Genomic DNA, 23275 nt, shown 5'->3' with positions numbered 1-23275 from the left:
CTTTACATGTTTAAGACCGGAAAAGTCGAGTGTATTGAGTTTGATGAAGCGCACTTGCCATCGCAATCGAGGGGGTAAAACTGCCAATCATCCAGCTCTCTTGACGAGAAGCCTTAGCGATCACCGATGGAAATGCAGCGCTAATATTAATAAGCGCTACTTGACCTGCGGTTTGCCCAAGCGGGATGAGTTTTACACCCGCGGTTACGATGTTTTCGAGCCAGCTCCAAAGGTAGCCTTGCTTTAAGCTCTCTAAGTCGATTTGCCAGTGGTGCGCCGCAACGCAAAAGCCAAGCAGCTGATTGGGGTGACTGTCGACGTTGTCTAGCCAAGACAAGTCCATATCAAGCTGCTTGAGCAAGGTATATAACGCGTTTCCTCGCTGACGCTCTTCGGCTCGCAGTTCACTGGTTTCACGACTCGAGTACAAAACGTCACTCCAGTGTGTGCACGCCTGATGATCCTTCTCTAACACAGCGTGGTAGAGATGCTCAATAATGGGTAACTCGAGCGTGGCAACGCTCGACTCCACCATGTGCATAAGCCAGCGTTCCATGCTCTCGCGATCGTTGACCCAACCGGCTTCAACCGCATACTCCAGACCTTGCGAGTAGGTAAACCCACCGATAGGCAGTGCGGGACTTATCAGTTGAAATAGCCGATAACTGACGAGCGTCTCGCCGCGGACATCGGTAGCTAGCTTCATCGTAGTGTTCTCTAGTTACACTTTATGACGATTTTTTGTGCTTGAACATCGCGTATGCGCCACCGAGCAAAACGATGGCGCCAACGCTAACAAGCAGGTCTGGATTGCTCAGAAGGTGAATCAAATCAGCCCACACTGAATGGTGATCGTGACCGGTGTGAGCAAAGGCAAGTGATGGGCTTGCTAAAAGAGCTACTAGAAGCGTTTTTTTGTTAGTCATTTTTGGGGTAATCATAGTGCGTTCCTTAAAGTAAAAATCCATAAAATTTAAATTAGTGATGATGGTGATGACCGCCAGACCGGCCGCCGTAAGCGCCGCCTTCAGGCTCAAAGGGCTGTTTTTCGCAGGTAACTTCTGCGCCCAGTCCCTCTACCATTTCATCCAATACGTGATCATGCTGATAGCGCACCCATCCTGGTTCTACTTGCAGCGGAACATGACGGTTGCCTAAATGGTAAGCGACACGGGTCAGCAAATGAGGGTCGTCGCAATACACGGTCGAGACCTGCTCTGGCGCAGCCTTTACTTCCACAATTAAGCCACACACACTGGCGAGCTTTTCGCCGCCACGTAAAATATGCCCACGAGGTAAAAACAATCCTGCGTCACGGCCATCGTCTAAGCTCACTTTGAGTCGACTTTTAATGCGGCTGTCGATGGGCAAACTTAGGTAGCCGTCGGCACCACCTTCATTGACCGTAATTTTGGTTAGTTCAATCATTGTTTCGCTCCTATCAAGCTCAATTAGGAAAAGATTTAAAACAGAAAATAACGCTGCGCCATCGGCAGCACGTCAGCGGGCTCGCACACCAACAACTCGCCGTCGGCACGCACCTGATAGGTTTGTGAGTCCACCTCGATGTTAGGCATCCAATCGTTGAGTTTCATGTCGCGCTTACTGATGTCCCGACAATGACTCACCACACCTATCTGACTTTGCAGTCCCAGTTGGCCTGCGATGTCTTCGTGTTTTGCCTGCTGAGAGACAAACAGCATTGAGGTGCTTTTATTGGCCTTACCATAGCTGCCAAACATCGAGCGATAGTGCACCGGCTGAGGCGTTGGAATAGAGGCATTGGGATCGCCCATTGGCGCCATGGCAATCATGCCCCCTTTAAGCACGACGCTTGGCTTCACCCCAAAAAAGGCCGGCTTCCACAGCACTAGATCGGCAAGCTTACCCGCTTCAATCGAGCCCACTTCGTGAGCCATTCCGTGGGTGATCGCAGGGTTAATGGTGTATTTTGCAACGTATCGCTTTAAGCGAAAGTTATCACTGTAGCTAGAATCTTCAGCCAAGCTGCCACGTTGCACTTTCATTTTGTGTGCGGTTTGCCAAGTTCTCGTGATCACCTCACCCACCCGCCCCATGGCTTGAGAGTCGGACGCGATCATCGAAAATGCCCCCAAATCATGCAGAATATCTTCGGCGGCAATGGTCTCTCTTCGTATCCGAGATTCAGCGAACGCCACATCTTCGGCAATGGACGGCGACAAGTGGTGACACACCATTAGCATGTCTAAATGCTCGTCTACGGTGTTAATGGTATAGGGGCGTGTTGGGTTGGTTGACGATGGCAATACATTGGCTTCACCGGCGGCTTTAATAATATCGGGTGCGTGACCGCCTCCTGCGCCTTCGGTGTGGTAAGTATGAATAACACGATCGCCAATGGCGCCCAGTGTTGATTCAACAAAGCCTGATTCATTGAGTGTATCGGTGTGAATGGCTACCTGCACATCCATTTCATCAGCAACGGATAGGCAGGTATCGATAGAAGCTGGAGTGGTGCCCCAGTCTTCATGAAGCTTAAGACCTACCGCACCTGCGGCGACTTGCTCTCGTAACGCCTCTGGCTGACTGGCATTACCTTTACCCAGCAGGCCAAAATTCATAGGAAAGTCGTCCAACGACTCTAACATTCGGTGCATGTTCCAAGGCCCCGGCGTACACGTGGTAGCGTTGGTCCCAGTATTGGGGCCTGTTCCGCCACCAATCATGGTGGTCACCCCAGACGCCAGCGCTTCTTCAATTTGCTGAGGGCAAATAAAATGAATGTGCGAATCGATGCCGCCAGCCGTCAAAATGTTGCCCTCTCCGGCCAACACTTCGGTTCCTGGGCCAATCACAATGTCCACGCCTGGCTGTACATCTGGGTTACCGGCTTTGCCCAGAGCTTGAATACGACCATTTTTGATAGCGACATCGGCTTTTACGATGCCCCAATAGTCCAAAACCACTGCGTTGGTGATCACTAAATCTGGTGTCTCTTGGCTCGGTCTTTGGCTCTGGCCCATGCCATCGCGGATCACCTTGCCGCCACCAAATTTTACTTCGTCACCATACACCGTGTAGTCTCGTTCAACTTCCAACCACAGTTCGGTGTCGGCCAAGCGAACTCTATCGCCCAGCGTTGGACCAAACATCTCTGCGTAACCTTGTCTGGATATCGTTGCCATCTGCTTTCCCTAATTCATGCCTTATGTGCGCGCCCTAGCGTGATCCATTGCCCGCCATACACTTATAACTTGCCCATCACTTTGCCTTGGAAGCCGTAGACTTCTTGCTTACCCGCGTATCGCACCAGCTCTACCGTGCGAGATTGGCCTGGTTCAAATCGAGTGGCGGTTCCCGCAGCGATGTTGAGTCGAAAACCTTTGGTTTTGTCTCGGTCGAATTGCAACGCGTTGTTGGCTTCAAAAAAATGGTAGTGAGAGCCGATTTGCACAGGGCGATCACCCAAGTTCTTCACTTTTACCGTTGTCGTTTCTCGCCCCTCATTAAGCACAATGTCGCCATCGGGGGTCTGAATTTCGCCGGGTTTAAATCCATGATGTGTGGTTGTGGTAGCCATCGAACTCTCCTTTAATTCCCTGTTTACACAATCGGTTCATGCACCGTGACAAGCTTGGTGCCGTCAGGAAACGTCGCTTCCACTTGAACATCAGGGATCATCGACGCAACACCGTCCATCACATCTTCAACGCCGAGCAAGGTGCGGCCATAATCCATCAATTGCGCCACTGTTTTTCCTTCTCTGGCCCCTTCTAATATTGCGCTACTGATCAGTGCTATCGCCTCTGGGTAGTTCAGTTTTATGCCTCGCTCTTTGCGCTGATTGGCAAGCATGCCCGCGCAAAAAATCAGTAATTTGTCTTTCTCTCTCGGTGTCAGTTCCATACCGCTATCCGCCTTTGTATCCTTTGCCCAACTGATGACTTTTGCTTTCTTTAAGTCGCCCAAATCCGTGGTTTATCCGGGGTTGCCCCTGTCATCTTTCCGCGCGTTAATCGCCAAATATCGCCAAAAAGGTTAATAAGATCTTCGCTCCAATGCCCAAGCGCGCGCATCACTATTACCCCTTCCAACTCAGTCGCACCCGCAATCCAACTCGTGGGTGAGGCTGCCGAAGCAGTTGTTTGCTCGGTGAGATATGCCTGAATCGGCTCAAGTAGCGACGACTCAAAATGTCGAATGTATAACGTGCCCATCAATGGGTAGTTGAGCAGTCCTTTTTCCATTAACAGTTCATCGCCACCCACCATCTGTATGCCTTCAGTGAGGATGATTTTTTGGTCAATAAACAGTTGCGTCTTTCCAATCAGGTGCCCCGCGCTAAACGGCTCGTCCAGAGCAGGACGCCCAAAACAGTTAAGCTCCCACCCCCAAAATTGTGCATCGCCTTCAAGGCGAATATCGGTGTCTAGGCGAACATGGGCGTGAGGAAAGAAAATATTGTCTTGCGGAAACCATTCCAAACGCCCGCCAGCCTCTACTCGAAGAACTTGCTTTTGCTGTGCGTATCGGTGATTAGAACGGTAAAACTTAGTCGAGCCAGGTGTTGTAATTAACACCTCGGCATTACTCTCTACCGTGATGTCGATGTTTAAAGTGTCACCACCCACCACGCCACCTGGGGGATGCAATAAGTAGGCGTGACAGGTAGTGCCATCTGGATATAACGGGCGTTGGATGGCCAGTGGGCCACTTTGATGACGATGTTTGAGCACCGTTTTATCGCCGCGTTGAGTAAACGACAGCGACAAGTCCGCTTTCCAACCCTCACGAATATCGTCTTCGATCACTTGATCTATGGCTCGAAGCGACGGGCTTTGGGTAAGCAGCTGGGGACCTGGCTTCGTTAATTCGTTCACCATCGTCATACAGTGAGGTACTCTTTGATTAAACGCTCGTCCAACTGCTTGATATCGCCCGACGCCACTTGTCTGCCTCTGTCTAAAATGCAAAACACGTCGCCGACTTTTCGCGCAAAGGGAAGCTTTTGTTCAACCAGCAACACGGTTAACCCCATCTTCTCGTTGAGCATACGGATAATGTCACCAATCTCTTGTACGATGTTAGGTTGAATACCCTCTGTCGGCTCATCAAGGATCAATAGCTTAGGCTCAACCACTAACGCGCGACCAATCGCCAGTTGTTGCTGTTGACCCCCAGATAAGTCGCCTCCTCGGCGATGCAGCATCTCTTTGAGTACCGGAAATAAGTCAAAGATAAATTCTGGAATTTGGCGATCACCTTTGGCGCGTATCGGCAAACCCACTTCGAGATTTTCCTGAACCGTCAGCATCGGAAAGATTTGGCGGCCTTGAGGTACGTAACCGATGCCGTGGCGTGGTCTCTCTTCGGTTTCCATGGACAGCAGCGACTGACCAGATAGCGTTATGTCGCCGCTCTTTACCGATACCAAGCCCATGATGCATTGCAACAGCGTGGTTTTACCGACGCCATTTCGCCCCATCAACACAGTGCATTTCCCCTCAGGCACACTCATATTAAGATCCCACAAGGTATGACTTTCACCGTAATACTGGTTCAGTGATTCAATCTCTAGCATGCTACTCTCCAAGGTACACTTGTTTGACTTCGGGGTGGGCTTGGACCTGATCCATGCTGCCTTCTGCTAGCACATGCCCTTGGTGCAAAACGGTAACGTGACTGGCAATGGAGCGGACAAAGTCCATATCGTGCTCAACCACCACCACTGAGTGTTTTCCCGCAAGAGAATTCAGCAGCTCTGAGGTGCGGTCCATTTCTTGGTGTGTCATTCCTGCTACTGGCTCATCCACCAACAGAAGCTTCGGGTTTTGCATCAGCAGCATGCCAATTTCTAGCCACTGCTTTTGACCGTGAGACAAGTTTTTAGCCAGATTTGCCGCGTCGTCTTTTAAGTGAATAAGCTCGAGTACAGACGCCAACTTGTCGCGCTGCTCGCCACTCATTTGCGCGGTAAAGGTTCCCCACACTGAGCGGGCTCCCGCCATCGACAGTTCGAGATTCTGCCAAACACTTAGACATTCAATGACGGTTGGTTTTTGAAATTTTCGACCGATACCCGCATTGGCAATCTCGGCTTCATTCATTTTAAGAAGGTTAATGTTCGACCCGAGCCAAACCTCACCCGAATCTGGTTTGGTTTTGCCTGTGATGATGTCCATCATGGTGGTTTTACCCGCACCATTTGGACCGATAATGCAGCGAAGCTCGCCTTCTCGGATATACAAGTTCAAATCGTTGATCGCTTTAAACCCATCGAAGCTTTTGTTTACCCCTTCGATATACAGCAATACATTGTGACGAGTATCGATGGCCGGATGCACATCCGGCTTTAGAAAAGAGAACACCTCATCACGACGAGTAAACGACTGGTAGTTACGCTTGAGCTGCTCAAGTTGTTTTAGCTCTGTCATGCAGAGGCCTCCTTGGTATTAGCGGCGTCTGGCGTTGACCGTCCAAGACGAGATTTGAGTTGAGCACTGCGCTCGCTGACAAAACCAATCACCCCTTGAGGCAAATACATGGTCGATAGCACAAACAAGCCACCTAAAGCAAATAGCCACACCTCGGGAAACTCAACCGTGAACCAACTTTTGGCGTAATTAATAATCAGAGCCCCAACAATCGCACCGAACAACGTTGCGCGACCACCAAGAGCCACCCACACCACCACCTCAATCGAGTTAAGCGGTGCAAACTCACCTGGGTTAATGATGCCCACCTGCGGGACATACAGCGCGCCTGCTACCCCAGCAATAACTGCGGACAATACAAACACCCACAACTTAATGCCATCCACGTCATAGCCCATAAATCGGGTGCGTGATTCGGTATCGCGAATCGACAACGCGACTCGCCCTAGACGACTGCTTACCACTATTCGGCACACGGCATAGCTGAGCATCAGTGCCACACCGGTCGCGACAAACAGCGCAACTTTGGTGGCATCACTTTGCAAGCTAAAGCCTAAAATATCTTTAAAATCGGTCAGACCGTTGTTGCCACCAAAACCCATTTCGTTGCGGAAAAATGCCAACATCAATGCGTAGGTTAATGCTTGGGTCATGATAGAGAGATACACCCCTGATACCCGCGAACGAAACGCTAAATAACCAAACAAGTAAGCCAAGGCACCTGGCACCAACACCACCATCAAGCAAGCAAACCAAAACTGATCAAAGCCAAGCCAAAACCAAGGCAACGCATCCCAGTTTAGAAACACCATAAAATCGGGTAACACTGGGTCGCCATACACACCACGAGTACCAATTTGGCGCATCAAATACATTCCCATGGCGTAACCGCCTATGGCAAAAAACGCGGCGTGTCCCAAACTCAAAATACCCAAATAGCCCCACACTAAATCCAGTGCCAGCGCTAACATGGCGTAACTGAGGTATTTCCCCATCAGCGAGATGGTAAAGGTCTCGACATGCAATGGGTGACCTGAGGGTAATAAGGTGTTGGCTAACGGAACTAAAATCGTAGCCGCCAAAATGACCAGTAGCGTCAGTTGGCCACCACGGTCACCTTTAAAAGCTGAAAGTACGAAAGACTTCGACTGCATACTGCGCTCCTTATCCTTCAGCTGCTCGTCCGCGTTGAGGGAATAGCCCTCTTGGACGTTTTTGAATAAATAAAATGATGAACACTAGAACCAAAATCTTAGCCAAGACTGCGCCAGTCCACGGTTCGAGTACTTTGTTAAAGAGTCCAAGGCTAAGACCTGCGACCAACGTGCCCCATAAGTTGCCGACGCCACCAAATACCACCACCATAAAGGAGTCGATAATGTACGCTTGTCCCATATTAGGTCCGACGTTAGTCAACTGAGACAGCGCCACTCCAGCAATTCCGGCAACCCCAGATCCCAGACCAAAGGTCATTGCGTCCACGCGCTCAGAGCGGATCCCCATAGCGCGCGCCATGGCTCGGTTTTGCGAGACGGCGCGAACCTGCAAGCCAAGTGGTGTTTTCTTAAGCACCATCAGCAATCCCACAAACACTAAGAAGCAGAACAGCACGATATAAAGGCGGTTATAGGTAAGTGACAACATTGGGTTAATTTGCAGCGCACCCGACATCCATTCAGGTGTGCTCACAGAGCGGTTAAGCGGTGAGAAGATCGAACGAACCGCTTGTTGCAAAATCAAACTGATACCAAAGGTCGCCAGCAGTGTTTCAAGAGGTCGACCATATAAATGGCGGATCACGCTGCGCTCAATGGCAACGCCTACCAAGCCAGAGACGATAAACGCCATTGGAATAGAAAGGATTAAGGCAACGCCGACATGATTAGGCAGCAATAACTGCATCACGTAGGTGGTGTATGCGCCAATCATGATCAGCTCACCATGGGCCATGTTTATCACGCCCATCACGCCAAAGGTGATCGCAAGGCCGATGCCCGCAAGCACCAGTACAGAGCCTAAACTCAGTCCGAAAAAGGCGGTTTCGATTCCGGTATAAAGGGATTGATACTGCTGATAGGTGGCAATGCCTTTGTTGGCAGCCTCATAAACCGGCGAATTTTCTTCAACATCGTTAGCCACTTGGTTGAGTGTTTGCGCGACGATAGGCAGTTTGTAGCCAGCGACAGTTTCTATCGCGGCAATTCGGCTAGGCTCGTCTAACGCGCTGTCTTTGGCCGCATCAATTGCTAGCGCAAGCTCAATCATCTCGGTGACGTCTGAATCATTTTCAATGGTGAGTCGCTTGCTCAATGCAGCCAGTAAGTCATCGTCGGTAGTGCCTAATAACGTTGATACTGCGTTGTACCGCTCATTTTGCAGTTCGCTATTAATGCCGATTGACGCAAGTTCTGCACGAATTTCACCGCGCAGGCGGTTATTCACTCGTACTTTTTTGAAATCTCTTGAATTGTCGATAGCAAGGGTCGAATCGCTCCATGCCGCTAGGGCAACGCTATCGGTTTTGGGGTTTTCCACCACATAAAAGGTTTGGTAGTGTTCGCTTTTGCGGTCGCCATAATAGTAGAGATCGCCTTCTAACCATGCGCTGAGCAACGTTTTGGCTTGCTCTGAAGACTGAGTGCCCACCAACCACTCTATGGCTTGAGTCTTATCTGAATTGTTCTTGCCAAGCAGCGCAGCGTTGAAACTTGCTGTGTCATTTACCTCGGCCCAAGACGCGGCGGTAAATGCCCACATTAGCAAGACTGCTTTCAATAAATTTGACACCATGTGCATGACTTCCTGCTCGTTTGCGAGCGTAAATGACGAGGCAGAAAAGAACCTGCGCCGCCAAAATAGACAAACTATTGAGAGTGCTCCAGCAAGCCGGATCACTCAGGGTTTACTCAGTTACTGTGCGCCAGAACAAGTTTTAGTTTCGATGTTGTACGCGCCACAAGAGAACGGTTTGGCCCAGCTAGAGTAGAGCTTCGCCGACTCTGGCAGGAAGTTTGACCAAGCGTCACCGGCAACCAGACCTGTTGTTTCCCACACCACATCAAACTGACCGTCGTCTTGGATTTCACCAATCAATACTGGCTTAGTAATGTGGTGGTTTGGCATCATGGTTGAATAACCACCTGACAAGTTCGGTACAGAGACACCAATCAACGCATCTTGTACTGCTTCTGCATCTGTAGTACCTGCGTTGGTCACCGCTTGTGCCCACATGTTAAATCCAATGTAGTGCGCTTCCATTGGGTCGTTAGTTACGCGGTCTTCACTTTTAATAAACTCTTGCCACACTTCCACAAACTCTTCGTTCGATTCGGTGTCAACGCTCATAAAGTAGTTCCAAGCCGCTAGGTGACCGACTAGTGGTTCGGTATCCATGCCGGACAACTCTTCTTCACCTACCGAGAACGCAATGACTGGAATGTCTTCAGACGAAAGACCTTGTGCACCTAGCTCTTTGTAGAATGGAACGTTGGCATCACCATTGATGGTTGATACCACCGCGGTTTTCTTGCCTTCGCCACCAAAGCGTTTGATGTCAGCAACGATTGATTGCCAGTCAGAATGACCAAATGGCGTGTAGTTGATCATGATGTCGGCTTCAGCAACGCCTTTGCTCGCCAAATACGACTCCAAGATTTTGTTGGTTGTACGCGGATAGACGTAGTCGGTTCCTGCTAATACCCAACGCTCAACCTCAAGCTCATTCATTAAGTAATCCACCGCTGGGATAGCTTGTTGGTTTGGCGCAGCGCCAGTATAGAAAACGTTTTTAGACGACTCTTCACCTTCGTATTGAACAGGGTAAAACAAGATACTGTTAAGCTCTTCAAATACAGGTAGCATCGATTTGCGCGATACTGAAGTCCAGCCGCCGAACACCACATCCACCTGCTCTTTTTCGATCAGCTCGCGAGCTTTCTCTGCAAAAAGTGGCCAGTTTGACGCAGGGTCGACCACGACCGCTTCCAGTTTCTTACCAAGCAATCCGCCCTTTTTGTTTTGCTCGTCCACCAGCATCATAACCGTGTCTTTCAGTGTGGTTTCACTGATTGCCATGGTGCCAGAGAGCGAGTGTAAAACACCGACCTTGATGGTGTCTTCCGCTGCCATTGCAGGGATGCTAAACAGTGATGCCGCCAATAACGAACTAGCAACTAAATTCCTTTTCATGAGTGATTTCCTTAATACGTTTGTTTTGAAGTAAAACCAGTAACAGGGCAGAAAAGCACACGCTGACCTATCAAACATCTACCTCTAGTATTCACCCATCACTCGGATTTGGGTATGCGCAATTAGGGCAGCTTATGTACGTCAAATTACGCATAGTCTTTGATGAATTTTTATGCGTATAATCGAAGAGGGATTGAGGAGCAGAAATTCTTAGGGCGAGAGAGTAAAAAATTTTTGAGCGCAATTGTGTGTGTGATTGGAGCAAGGATACACGGCAAGGACGCCGTGTTTGAGCCATCATGGATGATTTTACGGCGCCTTGCGGAAATCGCACACACAATTGTGCGGGGTATGCACACACAGCAATAGCCCTAAAACGGAAGCTCACCCAAACGACGGATCGACTTTTTATTGAGAAATGAACCCACTTTATGCATGAAGTTCCACCTATACGGCGAAAATACAATCGGCTGGTTGCCAACGAGCTATTAGAAGATTTTGCGCTGCGTTTTACCGCCAAGCGAGCTCGAAAATGGTCGTCTGGCTGGATAGCCAATACCGCTCTTGGCATTGTCTCTTTTTTGGTGCTCGAAGCATTAGGGGGGTCGATCACCCTTTCTTACGGCACCATTAATGCGCTGTGGGCGATCGCAGCTGTGTCTGGCGTGGTGGTGTTTAGCGGGATCCCCATTTGCTACTACGCCGCTAAGCACGGGGTCGATATCGACCTTTTGAGTCGAGGTGCCGGTTTTGGCTACATTGGCTCGACCATTGTGTCACTCATCTATGCCTCGTTTACCTTCATATTTTTTGCTTTAGAAGCCGCCATTATGTCGATGGCACTGCTGCTAATGTTTGGGTTGCCTCTGTTTTGGGGTTACATACTCAGCGCAGTCATCGTGATCCCTATCGTGGTGCTTGGGATCACCAACATCAGTCGCTTTCAAATGTTTTCACAGCCCCTATGGCTGTTAATGCAGTTAGTGGCGGTGTTTTACGTATTCAGTCACCCACAAACCGATGTCGAAAACTGGCTGCAATATGCAGGGATTTCTGGCTCGCACAGTGAGTTTAACTGGTTGCTGTTTGGTGGAGCCTCTGCGGTACTGTTGTCGGTGGTTGCCCAAATTGGCGAACAGGTCGATATCCTGCGCTTTTTGCCAGAACAAAAAGAGTGTGGCCGCACCAAATGGTGGCTGGCTATATTACTAGGCGGTCCTGGATGGATACTGTTTGGCGCAGCCAAAATGGTACTAGGAAGCTTTTTAGCTTGGCTTGCGATTAGCTCTGGTGTTGCCGCGTCTGTGGCGGGCGATCCCGCCAACATGTACTTAAATGTGTTTAGTGCCATCACCGAAAATACCCAACTGGCGCTGATCATGGCCGGTGTGTTTGTGATCATCTCTCAGCTTAAAATCAATGTTGCCAACGCCTATGCAGGCTCATTGGCCTGGTCCAACTTTTTCTCTCGCCTTACCCATAGCCACCCTGGTCGCGTTGTGTGGATGGTGTTCAATGTGATCATAGCGTTGCTGCTCATGGAGCTGGGCGTTTATCAACTGCTCGAAAAAACCCTACAGATTTATTCTGTATTGGTCCTTGCGTGGATAGGCTCATTGGTGGCGGATCTGGTGATCAACAAACCGCTTGGATTAAGCCCATCGGGGATTGAGTTTAAACGCTCTAAGCTGTTTGATATTAACCCAGTCGGGCTTGGCTCGATGATCATAGCCTCTTACGTGGGGCTCACTGCGCACCTAGATATGTACAACGACACGGTTAAGGCCTTTGCCTCTTATATCGCGTTTGCCCTGCCTTTTATTACTGCCCCACTCATCGCTTATCTTACCAAAGGCCGCTACTACTTGGTGGACTCTGACACCGAGATTAGAGGACACCACCATGGCGATATTGGTTGCAGCGTCTGTGAAATTGCCTTTGAAACCGAAGACATGGCCTATTGCCCAGCCTACGGTGGACATGTCTGTTCGCTGTGCTGCTCATTGGATGTGCGCTGCCAAAACAAATGTCGCCCACAAGCCACCTTGTCACAACAGCTGCATACGATGTTGGCCCCATTTGTACCCTTGTCGATGCTACGCAAGATTTCATCGCCCGTTGGACAGTTTTTCGCGGTGCTCACCATTGTCAGTACCTTTATGGGGTGCATCTTTATTGTCGCGTATAACCAAATACCCTTTGTCTCATCGCAGGACATGCAAAACATTCACCTCGGCCTAATTAAAGCTTTTGTGATGCTCCTTATTCCCGTAGGGATCATCAGTGGTTTACTGGTACTTGCGCGCAATAGTACTAAATCGGCCATTAATGAATTACAGTCGCACACCCAATTGCTGGTTCACGAAATCGAAGCGCACGAAGTCACCTCGCATCAACTGGAACAAGCTAAAAAACTAGCGGAGACTGAAAACAATGCTAAAAGCCGCTACTTGGCCGGCTTAAGTCATGAGTTAAGAACCCCACTTAACGTGTTGCTTGGGTATTCACAGTTACTTGGCGACGACAAAGAGCTGGATAAACAGACGCGAGATTACGCTCACACCATTCACCGAAATGGGGAGCACTTGGCTAACCTCATTGAAGGCTTGTTAGAGATATCTAAGATAGAAGCGGGCCGGTTAGAGCTGCGCTATGAGGAGTTTAATTTACACAACCTGCTCGAGCAGTTAGTCGACATGTTTTCGATGCAGGCCGCCCAAAAGGGGCTCACCTTTGAGTACCACCCAAGCCCCAACTTGCCCACTCATATTGCTTCGGATCAGCAGCGCCTTCGCCAAATACTAATAAACTTGCTGACTAATGCGGTTAAGTATACCCGTAATGGTTCGGTTAAATTCAATGTCCATTACCGCAATCAAGTAGCAAGCTTTGAAGTTGAAGATACGGGTGTGGGCTTGTCTGAACAAGAGCAAGAACTGGTGTTTAAGCCCTTTGAACGCATTGAGTCGACTCACGCAAACAAGGTCTCTGGCACTGGCCTGGGACTGACCATTTCTAATGCACTTGCGAGTATGATGGGTGGCGAGATATCTTGTCGAAGTGAGCTCGGCATAGGCAGTACATTTGTGCTTAAATTGATGGTCTCACCTATCACCGCAGCCGACACAATTAGCGAGTTAGCAAGCGGCGACATCATCGCCTATCGAGGCAACCGACAAACTATTTTGGTGGTTGATGACATTGAAGATCAGCGCAATTTGGTCAGCAATATTCTAACGCCACTAGGGTTTACTGTGTTGCTAGCAGACGGTGCCGACACGGCTTTAGAGCTGATTAAACATCATCCTATAGACTTATTCATTCTAGACATTACCATGCCACAAGTCAGTGGCTGGCAATTGGCCATCCAATTGCGAAAGCAAGGTATCCGCAACCCCATTATGATGCTGTCGGCCAATATTCACGAGCTTGAGAAAAGTAACCTGCTGGCTCAGTATCATAATGATTACTTAAGCAAACCGGTTGACCGTGACTTATTGCTGGCAAAGCTCAATAAGCTGCTCGCCATCGATTGGGTTTTTGACGCAAAGATTGGCCAAGCTGATGATGTTGAAGACACTACCGAAAGCAAAACTATAGAGATTCCTAGTAACGAAGACTTAATCATATTGCGCGATTATGCCTCTATCGGATTCATGTCTGCGTTTAATGATAAAGTCACTGAGCTACAAACGGCGCAGCAAAACAATAGCGCTTTTTACGCTACACTCAAAAGCGATATGTCACAGTGTAACTTTCAGAAAATTGTCACCCACCTAGATGAGTTAATAAATGAGCATTATCCAGTCCAATAACATAATCGCCCTTGTCGTCGATGACTCACCTGAATCTCTGGGGATGCTAAACGCTACGCTAAATCAGGAAGGGCTCACTGTCCTTGTCGCTTTAAGCGGGCTGCAAGCGCTGTCGATTGTGGATAAAGTGCAACCTGACGTTATTTTGCTTGATGCCGTCATGCCAGAGATGGATGGCTTTGAAACCTGTATTCGCCTTAAAGAAAAACTCCCGTCTACCCCCATCCTATTTATGACCGGACTCAACGATTCCGAGCACATTGTTAGAGGGTTTGAAGTTGGTGGTGTCGATTACATCACCAAACCCGTCGTGCCCAATGAAGTACTGGCGCGAATTAAAGCGCACAGCCACAACGCCAAGCTAGCTAAATCGGCGCAAATTGCACTTGATTACGCTGGCCAATACATCTTTTGCGTATCTCAAAGCGGCAAGCTTGAATGGGCAACCCCACACGCACAGGAACTGCTAGAAGAATTAAGCGGCAATTTAGTCGACGACTGGGAAACCATCGGATCTGAGATCGCTGTTTGGCTTAAATCGGAGCAGCGAACCACCCCATTGGCCCTGCACTATTTTGAAACGCCTCTTCAGGCAGAATACGCCGGCGACTATGACCAACTCCACTCTCTCATTCGTTTAGTCACCCAAAAAGTCATGGGCAAAGAGCAAGACCTGCAAGCTGCGCTCAACGTGACTAAGCGCGAGTCGCAAGTGCTGTATTGGCTTTCATTTGGTAAAACCAACTGGGAAATTGCGCAGATTTTGGATATTAGTCCCAGAACCATCAACAAACACCTTGAGCAGATATTTAGAAAGCTAGATGTGGATAATCGCACCGCGGCGGCGAGTATTTCCATACGAGTGCTTGAAGGTCACGAACCTTTATGACCGGTGTACACAAGGGTCGATTACGAGTAAATCTCAAACTGTTGCCTGAACAACTTTCCTTACTAACGTAAACGGCCAAACGAAAGGCCCATGAAACCCCCGGTCAGATCAATTTAACTTCAGATACACGCCAAAATTTGGATTTTATCTTTATTTACAAAATCATTAATGAGAGCATCGAGTCAACATCAGTTATATTTACCCGCTGTCAACACCTAATTGTAAGAATTTATAAAAGCAAATTAAAGAAATTTAGGTGGGAGTTTAGTTAGAAAATGAAAACAGGGATTGCCCTATGGGCAGGTTTAATACCATTTATTGCGCTTGCAAATGATACGTCAATACAAGAACTCGACCTTGATTCTTTGATGGACTCCGACGTCCAGTTGTCTTCAGTAATGAAAAGATTACAGTCAACCAAAGAAACCGGAGCATCAGTCTATGTCCTTTCGGGAAATGAAATCATGCAGTCTGGAGTCAGTTCAATTCCCCAGGCCCTAACACTTGTTCCTGGAATACAAGTGAGAAAAATAGACAACAACGCTTGGGCTATAACTGCTCGCGCCACGGCGGGAAGGTACTCAAGTAAATTGCTAGTGATGATCGATGGCCGCAGTGTTTACGATGCTGTGCATGTTGGGGTTAACTGGGAAACACTTGACCTTCCTTTATATGACATTGAAAAAATTGAAGTTGTTCGTGGTCAAGGTGGTTTACTTTGGGGAAGTAATGCCACCAATGGCGTCATCAACATTATCACCAAACACAGTGAAGATAGCCGAGGCTTAACCGCGATGGGTCAGGTGGGCACAGGCAGTTCTTATGATGCTAGTATCCGGTATGGCAGTGAAATAGGCACGGCGGGCGCTTTTCGGGTATTCGCTTTTGGTGATAGCTCTGATGGTTTATCTCGCACAGAAAACAATACCGCAGCCAATGATGGGACAGCATCAAACAGCATTGGGGGTAGGTTAGATCTAAACTTAAATGAGTCCCTCTTTTTGCAAGCCCAAGGCCGTTATCTAGATGCTGATTACGACAATACCCTAGAGATCCCATCAACTACTTACGGAAAAGTGTATCAGGCTGCATCGGATAATCGTCGCTCTTATGCCGGCAATGCCCGGTTAGAACATTGGCTGAACGAGTACTCTAGTCAAGCGTTGCAAATCGCCTATTTCGACCTAGAGGTTGACACAATTTATTACAAAGAAAACCAGCATCAGTTTGATGCTGACTATCAAATTAATACTCAGCTTAGCGAAACTAAACTCGATTTTGGCGCGAGCTATCGATATATCGGGATTGATATTGAGAATACCGACTATGTGTCTACGATTTCAGACGAAGACAAACTCATAGTTTATGGTCTATTCGCTCAAGCTCAATTCGATTTACTGTCTGATGAGTTACGCTTAGTCGTGGGTAATAAATCTGAACACAACTCTTTTACGGGTTGGGAACATCAGCCAATGGGAAGGTTGATTTGGACTATCAATGATACAAGTACCGCATGGGCATCGCTTTCAAGAGGTGTGAGAATTCCCTCTTACGTAGAGTACAACCTTTCGGTTAAAGCAAATGGTGTCGCCGTTTCTGAGTTTCTACAAACTGGTGTTTCAGCCATCGATGACTCTTATATCAGCAGTACCGTTGTCGGTAACGATAATATTGATGCTGAGACCTCTGATTCCATAGAAGCAGGGTATCGGATTAACTTAAGCGGTGTTTCGAGCGATGTGTCTCTTTTCTATACTCAGGCAAGAAATGTTCTGGCCATTGAGCCTGAGTTAGTGCTTGGTGCATCTGAGGCCGACATTCAAACTGCCATTTTTACTAATAATTTTGCCGCTTTAGCGCAATACTTATCTGCGTCAAACTATAACTGGTCTATGGTGAGCAATGCTGAACTGGTCACTTATGGCGGTGAGTGGGTGATTGGCTGGCAAGCCCTACCAAACCTTAAAACTGAATTTGGTTTTAGTTATACGGATTACGAATACGAACTCGCCGATGGCACCACCACTGCTATTGGGTTTGATACTGCGCTGCAACAGTTTTTGACTAAGGCTGCGCTGTCACTTCATGAAGACCATTCTCTCTTTGCACTGCTAAGATATGAAACAGGAGATGCTTACAAAACGGACGATTATGCAGCGCTTGATTTAAGCTGGAACTGGCAGGTAACTCCTTCATTGCAAGTTGGCCTTACAGGAACCAACCTTTTTCATGACAATGAGCTCGAGTACGACAACAGTAGAGAGGTGTTCACCGTTCCTAGTTATATTGAGACATCCTATTCAGCAAGACTGAAGCTCGACTTTTAAGGCGCTGCTGTGAAAGTATCTCGACGCTTTTTAATTCTCATCTTTTGCTCAGTGACACTATTTTCGAATAGTGTCACTGCTTTCGAGCGAGAAATGGCCATTAAAGCCGGGTTTATTTTCAACTTTGCTCGCTATAGTGAAAGTCGCTGGTTCAATGAACAGCAAGACGACCAGTATCTAATATGCAGCACCAGTCAAAACTTCGTTGATGTTGCCGAAAAGACACTCGCCGACCAAACCGTTAAAGATCAACCTGTTTCAGTAGTCTATATCTCAGAACCCACCCCTGGTTGTCATTCTCTATTCATGTCCAAAGATTTGCTCGAACCAACCTATTTTCAGTCCAAACAGTTTGAACACACGATGCTCGTTGGCGAAAGCCCTGGTTTTATTCAGCAAGGAGGACATCTAAACTTTTTTGTCACAGGAGGCAAAGTACGATTTGAAGTGAGCCCAGAGAATCTAACCCAATCCGGGCTGAAGTTAAGCTCAAAGGTTATGCGAATGGGTCGCCTGGTCAAAGAGGGCAATTAATGAGATTTTTAAGACTAATCGTTAGACAATCTATCTATATCAAACTCATCTCATTGCTCATGCTCGTTGCGGGTCTATCGGTGTTGATTACTGCGGCTATATTTTCGGCGTATGAACTGGATCGTATGCGCGAGTCAGAAAATGTACGCCTTCACTCGATTGCAGGCATGTTAGAGTCACACCTTACCGCAGCCATTTTATTTGATGACACTGTAACTGCGAAGGAGTTAATTTTACCTTTATTGCTCCAGCCTAATATCGTGAATGTCGAAGTACTTGATAAAAACAATGTTTCCTTTTATTCAACGCATAATAGTGATCAGTCTCAAGATAATAGCCACATCGCTGACAAAGTCATCTCAAGTCGCTTAACGTTGGATGATACCTATTACGGTAAGCTTGTGATCTATGCCGACAACGGCGCGGAAGAAGAACACACTAAAGCTTACGTATCATTTCTTATCGGCATATTGATTATCATCCTCTCTAGCAGCCTATTCGTATCTATCTGGTTGGGTAAAAAGTTTGTAAAACCCATAGTTTTATTGGCAGAAACTGCCACCAAAATAACCTCTACCAATAACTACTCGATTAGAGCCGTAAGTTATAGCCATGATGAAATGGGTAAACTGACCGACTGCTTTAACGATATGCTAGACACCATTGAGCAACGAGACCACACGCTTGAACGGGCTGTTAATCAAAGAACTGAGCAGCTAGAGGTTGCAAACAAAAAACTAAAGAATCAAGCCTATATAGACAGCTTATCTGGCCTGCCCAATCGTCGTTACATTCTAGAAATGATCAATCGAATGACACTAGAAGAAGAAACACCGTTTTCTGTGCTATTTGTGGATCTTGATGGTTTTAAAGAGGTCAACGACACAATGGGGCATGATTTTGGCGACTCGCTAATCGTCTGTGTCTCAGAGCGAATTAAACATTCGATAAGAAGCAAAGACACTATTGCAAGGCTCGGAGGTGATGAATTCACTGTGATTCTTGATGGATTAGTCAATCATGAAGACTTACATCAAGTAGCGATGAAAATCTTAAAAGAGCTCAATAAACCCTACTCCATTAATGGTGAGGTCATTAATATCTCTGGCAGTGTTGGAATCAGTTCGTATCCCGAACGAGGAAAAAACACCGAAGAGTTAATGAAGAACGCCGATATGGCGATGTATGAAGCAAAAGCCGCAGGACGAAATTGCTATCGTTTTTTTGAGCCTTCTATGCACAGAAGAGCCCTCAAAAAACGTCGCCTACTCAATGACCTTCGAGCCTGTATTACCGACGAACAACTGGAAACCTATGTTCAACCAATAATAAATACCAAAACAGGTGTAATCGAAAAGGCAGAGTTGCTCTTACGTTGGAATCACCCCGTAAGAGGCACTATTTATCCAGAAGAATTTATACCCGTAGCTGAAGATAATGGACTCATCAACGACATTGGACTTTGGGTTGCTAGAGAGGCAATCGAACTTACAAAACATGTCCGCGGTCATTATTCGGAACAGTTTTGCGTTAGTTTTAATGTATCCCCTATCCAACTTAAAAAGGACAGTCCTTGGGTAAGGCGTTTTATAGACTTGGTGGTAGACGCAAGATTGGGCGACAACGCGCTGTTAATCGAAATCACCGAAAACAGTCTCATTGATAGTGAAGCGACGTCCCTCAATCAATTAATGTCGACGAAAAACCTTGGCGTTAATGTTGCCATTGATGATTTTGGCGTGGGCTATTCCTCTTTATCTTATCTTCAGAAATTAGAGGTCGATATGCTAAAAATCGATAAAAGCTTCATTTGCAAGATTGCGTCTGATGAGGCAAGTGCAACGCTGTGTCATACAGTGATTAACTTGGCAAAAAATTTAAACATTGCTGTTGTAGCTGAGGGCGTTGAGAAGAAAGAGCAAATGGACAAATTACAGATGTTTGGCTGTGACTATATGCAAGGGTTCTATTTTTATCGACCTCTTTCAACAACGAGCTTCGAGACTTTACTCAAAGAAAAGTTCCAAGCGAGTACTCTCTCTAACACCAAGACACTCTCTAGTTAACGCTAATCATTTTGAGTGACTGCCCACTTATTCTAGAGGCTGCTCATCTGTGCCTTATGAGAAGTGCGGAGGTCATTTCTGCATCAATACCTTTTCGCCATACGCATTGATGCAGAAATAGAATTTGCCTACATTGGCAATTCACTCTTATGATCAAACAATGAACAGCGCTGAATGTCGATACCGATACGAATCTTATCACCATTACTGACCTTCATTTGCCCATCAACACGAATACGGAAACTCTGATCGCCCAATTGAGTCCAGATTTGAGTATCTGAACCCATAGGTTCAAACAGCTCCACTTCGAGTTCGGTGCTAAAGTGATGATCTTTAATCGCTTCACCAATCAAAATGTGTTCGGGTCTTACCCCTAAAATGGCGTCGCCATCTCGAGTATCCGTGACATAATGGTATTGAGTTAAATCGATAGTCACGTCACCAAATTGGAACTGCCCCTCCTTGAGGTTTCCGTCAAGAAAGTTCATTGCTGGCGAACCGATGAACCCAGCCACATAGAGGTTGGCAGGCTCATTGTATATCTCACTAGGTGTACCCAACTGCTGTATTTTCCCGTTACGCATAATCGCAATTCGATCAGCAAGGGTCATTGCCTCAACTTGGTCGTGAGTCACGTACACCATGGTGTTACCCAATTGATTGTGCAACCGTTTGATCTCTACACGCAGATCGGCGCGCAGTTTAGCGTCCAAATTAGACAAAGGTTCGTCAAATAAGAACACATCCACTTCACGCACTAATGCTCGACCTATGGCAACACGCTGACGCTGTCCACCAGACAGTGCGCCTGGCTTACGCTTTAGCCAATCTTCCATTTGCAAGATCTCGGCGGTGCGTTTAACCCGTTTTGCGATCTCATCTTTTGGTACCTTCGCGTTCTTCAAACCAAAAGAGAGGTTCCCCTCCACGGTCATTTGCGGGTATAACGCGTAGGACTGAAACACCATGCCTATGCCGCGATCAGACGGCTCACACCAAGTGACGTTTTCGCCATTAATAAATATTTGGCCATCAGAGATGTCCAAAAGCCCGGCAATGCAGTTAAGTAGCGTCGATTTCCCACACCCACTTGCGCCCAGTAACACCAAAAACTCCCCTTCTGGGATATCTAGGTTTAACTGCTTTAAGACTTCTACATTGTCGAAATTTAAATCCAGATTTCGAATGCTTACACTGCTCATTAATTATCCCTTTACTGCGCCTGCCGCGATACCACGAACAAATAATTTCCCTGAAACCAAGTAGATGACCAACGGCAATAGCCCGGTCAATAATGTGGCTGCCATATTGACGTTATACTCTTTCACGCCTTGTACCGAGTTTACGATATTGTTGAGTTGGACGGTCATTGGATAGAGTTTAGGTTCGGTGAAGATCACGCCAAATAGGAAGTCATTCCAAATGCCCGTTACCTGCAAAATGATCGCCACCACAAAAATTGGCAACGACATGGGCACCATGATTTTCCAATAGATGCCCCAAAATCCCGCACCATCAATACGGGCAGCTTTAAACAACTCATCCGGTATGCTGGCGAAATAATTCCGAAATAGCAGCGTCAATATAGGCATACCGAAAATGGAATGCACCAATACCAATCCCCAAAGCGACCCATATAGCCCCAGCTCTCGCAATATAATTACGATGGGATACAGCATCACTTGATAGGGAATAAATGCGCCAATAACTAAGATGGAAAAGAATACTTCTGACCCTTTAAACTTCCAATTAGAAAGGGCGTACCCGTTGACTGATGCAATCAAAATCGACAGCACTACAGACGGAATCAGTATTTGAATAGAGTTACCAAACCCTCGACTTAATCCATCACAGTTAATGCCTGTACACGCTTCGGCCCAAGCTTTCACCCAAGGCTCAAAGGTGATTTCAACTGGTGGTGCAAACACGTTACCAATGCGAATTTCCGGCATCCCTTTCATGGAGGTAACCACCATCACATAAAGGGGCAATAAGTAGTACAGAGCCACAACAATCAACGTGCCATACAGCATTATGTTGGTGCGACTAAACCGGCGTTTAGGTTTTGGGCCTTTAGGGCCCGATGAAATCGTTGAATTAGCCACTTTTCTTCCCTCTAAATTCTAAATAGGCCCACGGAATTAAAATGATGGCAACTGTCACCAGCATCATGGTAGAAGCGGCAAAACCTTGAGCTAGGTTCTGACTTGCAAACATTTTGTCGTAGACGTACTTGGCGGGGACTTCGGACGCGATGCCCGGTCCGCCTGACGTTTGCGCCACCACTAAGTCGTAGACTTTAACGATGCCAGAAGAAATCAGCACAAGAGCCGTCACAAACACAGGCTTCATCATTGGGATAATGATCAACACATAGGTTTTCCAAGTAGGAATACCATCAACTCGCGCCGCTTTCCAAATATCTTCATCAATACCGCGTAATCCCGCCAACATAATGACCATGATGAGACCCGTACCTTGCCATAACCCGGCAATAAGAATGCCGAAGATAACAATGTCGGGATCGTACAGTGGATCGAAAGTGAAACTTTCAAACCCAAGCGATCTCACCACCTTTTGAACACCAAATTCGGGGTTTAATATCCACTGCCATACCAACCCAGTCACGATAAAACTGAGGGCAAAGGGATAAAGAAAAATAGTACGAAAGGCGTTTTCGAAGCGAATTTTTCGGTCGAGGAAAGTGGCTAAGGTAAAGCCAATCACCAAACTGAGCACCAGCGAACAGATGCCAAACACCGCTAAGTTTTCTATGGACACCAACCAGCGTCTGGTGCTCCATAGTCGCTCGTATTGATCAAAGCCAACAAAATCGAGCTTGGGCAACAGTCGAGACTTGGTAAAGGAATGAACGATCGTCCAAACCGAACAACCGATGAAAATGCCCAAAGCGGTCATGATCATCGGTATGGCTGCAATTTTTGCGCTGAGGTTTTTACGCCATGACGCTTTGGGTTTTACGTTATTAGAATTAGAACGTTCCATGTCTACTCCAATATGGCAGCAGCTAACGCTGCTG

At 47.3% G+C, this 23275-nt stretch carries 20 protein-coding genes; 5 read left to right on the top strand and 15 right to left on the bottom strand.

The genetic code is table 11. The annotated features are described in order from the left end of the window. Positions 1-10: 10 nt before the first annotated feature. The 12 genes from ST37_RS14370 to urtA form a co-directional block, all read right to left on the bottom strand. On the bottom strand, positions 11-706 hold the full coding sequence (locus ST37_RS14370) for an urease accessory UreF family protein (RefSeq protein WP_084887556.1): 696 nt from the start codon (positions 704-706) through the stop codon (positions 11-13). A 22-nt stretch (positions 707-728) separates the two neighbouring features. Further along, complete coding sequence (locus ST37_RS14365) at positions 729-941, bottom strand: hypothetical protein (protein WP_084887554.1); 213 nt, start codon at positions 939-941, stop codon at positions 729-731. A 37-nt stretch (positions 942-978) separates the two neighbouring features. After that, positions 979-1428: an urease accessory protein UreE gene (gene ureE, locus ST37_RS14360; RefSeq protein WP_084887552.1), complete on the bottom strand. Its 450-nt coding sequence runs from the start codon at positions 1426-1428 to the stop codon at positions 979-981. Between the two features lie 35 nt (positions 1429-1463). Further along, positions 1464-3167 (bottom strand): urease subunit alpha, encoded by a 1704-nt coding sequence (gene ureC / locus ST37_RS14355; RefSeq protein ID WP_084887550.1) that lies wholly within the window; start codon positions 3165-3167, stop codon positions 1464-1466. A 62-nt stretch (positions 3168-3229) separates the two neighbouring features. Further along, entirely contained in the window at positions 3230-3562 is a 333-nt protein-coding gene (locus ST37_RS14350) for an urease subunit beta (RefSeq protein WP_084887547.1), read from the bottom strand. A 23-nt stretch (positions 3563-3585) separates the two neighbouring features. After that, positions 3586-3888: an urease subunit gamma gene (ureA, locus tag ST37_RS14345; protein WP_084887545.1), complete on the bottom strand. Its 303-nt coding sequence runs from the start codon at positions 3886-3888 to the stop codon at positions 3586-3588. A gap of 50 nt (positions 3889-3938) precedes the next feature. After that, a complete protein-coding gene (locus ST37_RS14340; RefSeq protein ID WP_084887543.1) occupies positions 3939-4871 on the bottom strand; it encodes an urease accessory protein UreD in 933 nt (310 codons plus the stop codon). Next, a complete protein-coding gene (urtE, locus tag ST37_RS14335) occupies positions 4868-5563 on the bottom strand; it encodes an urea ABC transporter ATP-binding subunit UrtE (RefSeq protein WP_084887541.1) in 696 nt (231 codons plus the stop codon). The genes ST37_RS14340 and urtE overlap by 4 nt, the downstream gene beginning before the upstream one ends. 1 nt (position 5564) lies before the next feature. After that, positions 5565-6416, bottom strand: coding sequence for an urea ABC transporter ATP-binding protein UrtD (gene urtD, locus ST37_RS14330; protein WP_084887539.1), 852 nt, complete (start codon positions 6414-6416; stop codon positions 5565-5567). Beyond that, entirely contained in the window at positions 6413-7570 is a 1158-nt protein-coding gene (gene urtC, locus ST37_RS14325) for an urea ABC transporter permease subunit UrtC (RefSeq protein ID WP_084887536.1), read from the bottom strand. The genes urtD and urtC overlap by 4 nt, the downstream gene beginning before the upstream one ends. Positions 7571-7580: 10 nt before the next feature. Next, on the bottom strand, positions 7581-9212 hold the full coding sequence (urtB, locus tag ST37_RS14320) for an urea ABC transporter permease subunit UrtB (RefSeq protein WP_084887534.1): 1632 nt from the start codon (positions 9210-9212) through the stop codon (positions 7581-7583). A 114-nt stretch (positions 9213-9326) separates the two neighbouring features. Further along, positions 9327-10604 carry an urea ABC transporter substrate-binding protein gene (gene urtA / locus ST37_RS14315; protein WP_084887532.1) on the bottom strand — a complete coding sequence of 426 codons (1278 nt, stop codon included), beginning with the start codon at positions 10602-10604 and terminating at the stop codon, positions 9327-9329. Between the two features lie 431 nt (positions 10605-11035). Between urtA and ST37_RS14305 the strand changes: the two genes are divergently transcribed. The 5 genes from ST37_RS14305 (at position 11036) to ST37_RS14285 (ending at position 20235) form a co-directional block, all read left to right on the top strand. Further along, positions 11036-14419 carry an ATP-binding protein gene (locus ST37_RS14305; protein ID WP_084887528.1) on the top strand — a complete coding sequence of 1128 codons (3384 nt, stop codon included), beginning with the start codon at positions 11036-11038 and terminating at the stop codon, positions 14417-14419. Continuing rightward, on the top strand, positions 14397-15308 hold the full coding sequence (locus ST37_RS14300) for a DNA-binding response regulator (protein ID WP_084887526.1): 912 nt from the start codon (positions 14397-14399) through the stop codon (positions 15306-15308). Before ST37_RS14305 ends, ST37_RS14300 begins: the two co-directional genes overlap by 23 nt. Positions 15309-15583: 275 nt before the next feature. Further along, the gene (locus ST37_RS14295) at positions 15584-17635 is read left to right on the top strand and encodes a TonB-dependent receptor (RefSeq protein WP_084887524.1); all 2052 of its coding nucleotides are present in this window, start codon (positions 15584-15586) and stop codon (positions 17633-17635) included. A gap of 9 nt (positions 17636-17644) precedes the next feature. Next, positions 17645-18169: a YfiR family protein gene (locus ST37_RS14290; protein ID WP_084887522.1), complete on the top strand. Its 525-nt coding sequence runs from the start codon at positions 17645-17647 to the stop codon at positions 18167-18169. After that, complete coding sequence (locus tag ST37_RS14285) at positions 18169-20235, top strand: EAL domain-containing protein (protein WP_084887521.1); 2067 nt, start codon at positions 18169-18171, stop codon at positions 20233-20235. Before ST37_RS14290 ends, ST37_RS14285 begins: the two co-directional genes overlap by 1 nt. Before the next feature lie 128 nt (positions 20236-20363). On the opposite strand, the gene ST37_RS14280 is transcribed toward ST37_RS14285, so the two are convergent. The 3 genes from ST37_RS14280 to ST37_RS14270 form a co-directional block, all read right to left on the bottom strand. Next, the gene (locus tag ST37_RS14280) at positions 20364-21437 is read right to left on the bottom strand and encodes an ABC transporter ATP-binding protein (protein WP_084887519.1); all 1074 of its coding nucleotides are present in this window, start codon (positions 21435-21437) and stop codon (positions 20364-20366) included. A gap of 3 nt (positions 21438-21440) precedes the next feature. Beyond that, the gene (locus tag ST37_RS14275) at positions 21441-22268 is read right to left on the bottom strand and encodes a carbohydrate ABC transporter permease (protein ID WP_084888143.1); all 828 of its coding nucleotides are present in this window, start codon (positions 22266-22268) and stop codon (positions 21441-21443) included. 64 nt (positions 22269-22332) lie between these two features. Further along, entirely contained in the window at positions 22333-23241 is a 909-nt protein-coding gene (locus ST37_RS14270; RefSeq protein WP_084887517.1) for a sugar ABC transporter permease, read from the bottom strand. Positions 23242-23275 lie beyond the last annotated feature (34 nt).

This window comes from Vibrio sp. qd031 (genome assembly GCF_002100145.1).
Lineage (GTDB): Bacteria > Pseudomonadota > Gammaproteobacteria > Enterobacterales > Vibrionaceae > Vibrio.
This window is presented reverse-complemented; position numbering and strand designations above follow the sequence as displayed.

Excerpts from the sequence above, each read along its gene's own strand:
- urtB (WP_084887534.1), bottom strand. The coding sequence starts at position 9,212 with ATGCACATGGTGTCAAATTTATTGAAAGCAGTCTTGCTAATGTGGGCA.
- ST37_RS14370 (WP_084887556.1), bottom strand. The coding sequence starts at position 706 with ATGAAGCTAGCTACCGATGTCCGCGGCGAGACGCTCGTCAGTTATCGG.
- ST37_RS14350 (WP_084887547.1), bottom strand. The coding sequence starts at position 3,562 with ATGGCTACCACAACCACACATCATGGATTTAAACCCGGCGAAATTCAG.
- urtE (WP_084887541.1), bottom strand. The coding sequence starts at position 5,563 with ATGCTAGAGATTGAATCACTGAACCAGTATTACGGTGAAAGTCATACC.
- ureC (WP_084887550.1), bottom strand. The coding sequence starts at position 3,167 with ATGGCAACGATATCCAGACAAGGTTACGCAGAGATGTTTGGTCCAACG.
- ST37_RS14305 (WP_084887528.1), top strand. The coding sequence starts at position 11,036 with ATGCATGAAGTTCCACCTATACGGCGAAAATACAATCGGCTGGTTGCC.
- ST37_RS14340 (WP_084887543.1), bottom strand. The coding sequence starts at position 4,871 with ATGACGATGGTGAACGAATTAACGAAGCCAGGTCCCCAGCTGCTTACC.
- ST37_RS14300 (WP_084887526.1), top strand. The coding sequence starts at position 14,397 with ATGAGCATTATCCAGTCCAATAACATAATCGCCCTTGTCGTCGATGAC.
- ureA (WP_084887545.1), bottom strand. The coding sequence starts at position 3,888 with ATGGAACTGACACCGAGAGAGAAAGACAAATTACTGATTTTTTGCGCG.
- urtA (WP_084887532.1), bottom strand. The coding sequence starts at position 10,604 with ATGAAAAGGAATTTAGTTGCTAGTTCGTTATTGGCGGCATCACTGTTT.
- ST37_RS14285 (WP_084887521.1), top strand. The coding sequence starts at position 18,169 with ATGAGATTTTTAAGACTAATCGTTAGACAATCTATCTATATCAAACTC.
- ST37_RS14295 (WP_084887524.1), top strand. The coding sequence starts at position 15,584 with ATGAAAACAGGGATTGCCCTATGGGCAGGTTTAATACCATTTATTGCG.
- ST37_RS14280 (WP_084887519.1), bottom strand. The coding sequence starts at position 21,437 with ATGAGCAGTGTAAGCATTCGAAATCTGGATTTAAATTTCGACAATGTA.
- ureE (WP_084887552.1), bottom strand. The coding sequence starts at position 1,428 with ATGATTGAACTAACCAAAATTACGGTCAATGAAGGTGGTGCCGACGGC.
- urtD (WP_084887539.1), bottom strand. The coding sequence starts at position 6,416 with ATGACAGAGCTAAAACAACTTGAGCAGCTCAAGCGTAACTACCAGTCG.
- ST37_RS14275 (WP_084888143.1), bottom strand. The coding sequence starts at position 22,268 with ATGCTGTATGGCACGTTGATTGTTGTGGCTCTGTACTACTTATTGCCC.
- ST37_RS14365 (WP_084887554.1), bottom strand. The coding sequence starts at position 941 with ATGATTACCCCAAAAATGACTAACAAAAAAACGCTTCTAGTAGCTCTT.
- urtC (WP_084887536.1), bottom strand. The coding sequence starts at position 7,570 with ATGCAGTCGAAGTCTTTCGTACTTTCAGCTTTTAAAGGTGACCGTGGT.
- ST37_RS14270 (WP_084887517.1), bottom strand. The coding sequence starts at position 23,241 with ATGGAACGTTCTAATTCTAATAACGTAAAACCCAAAGCGTCATGGCGT.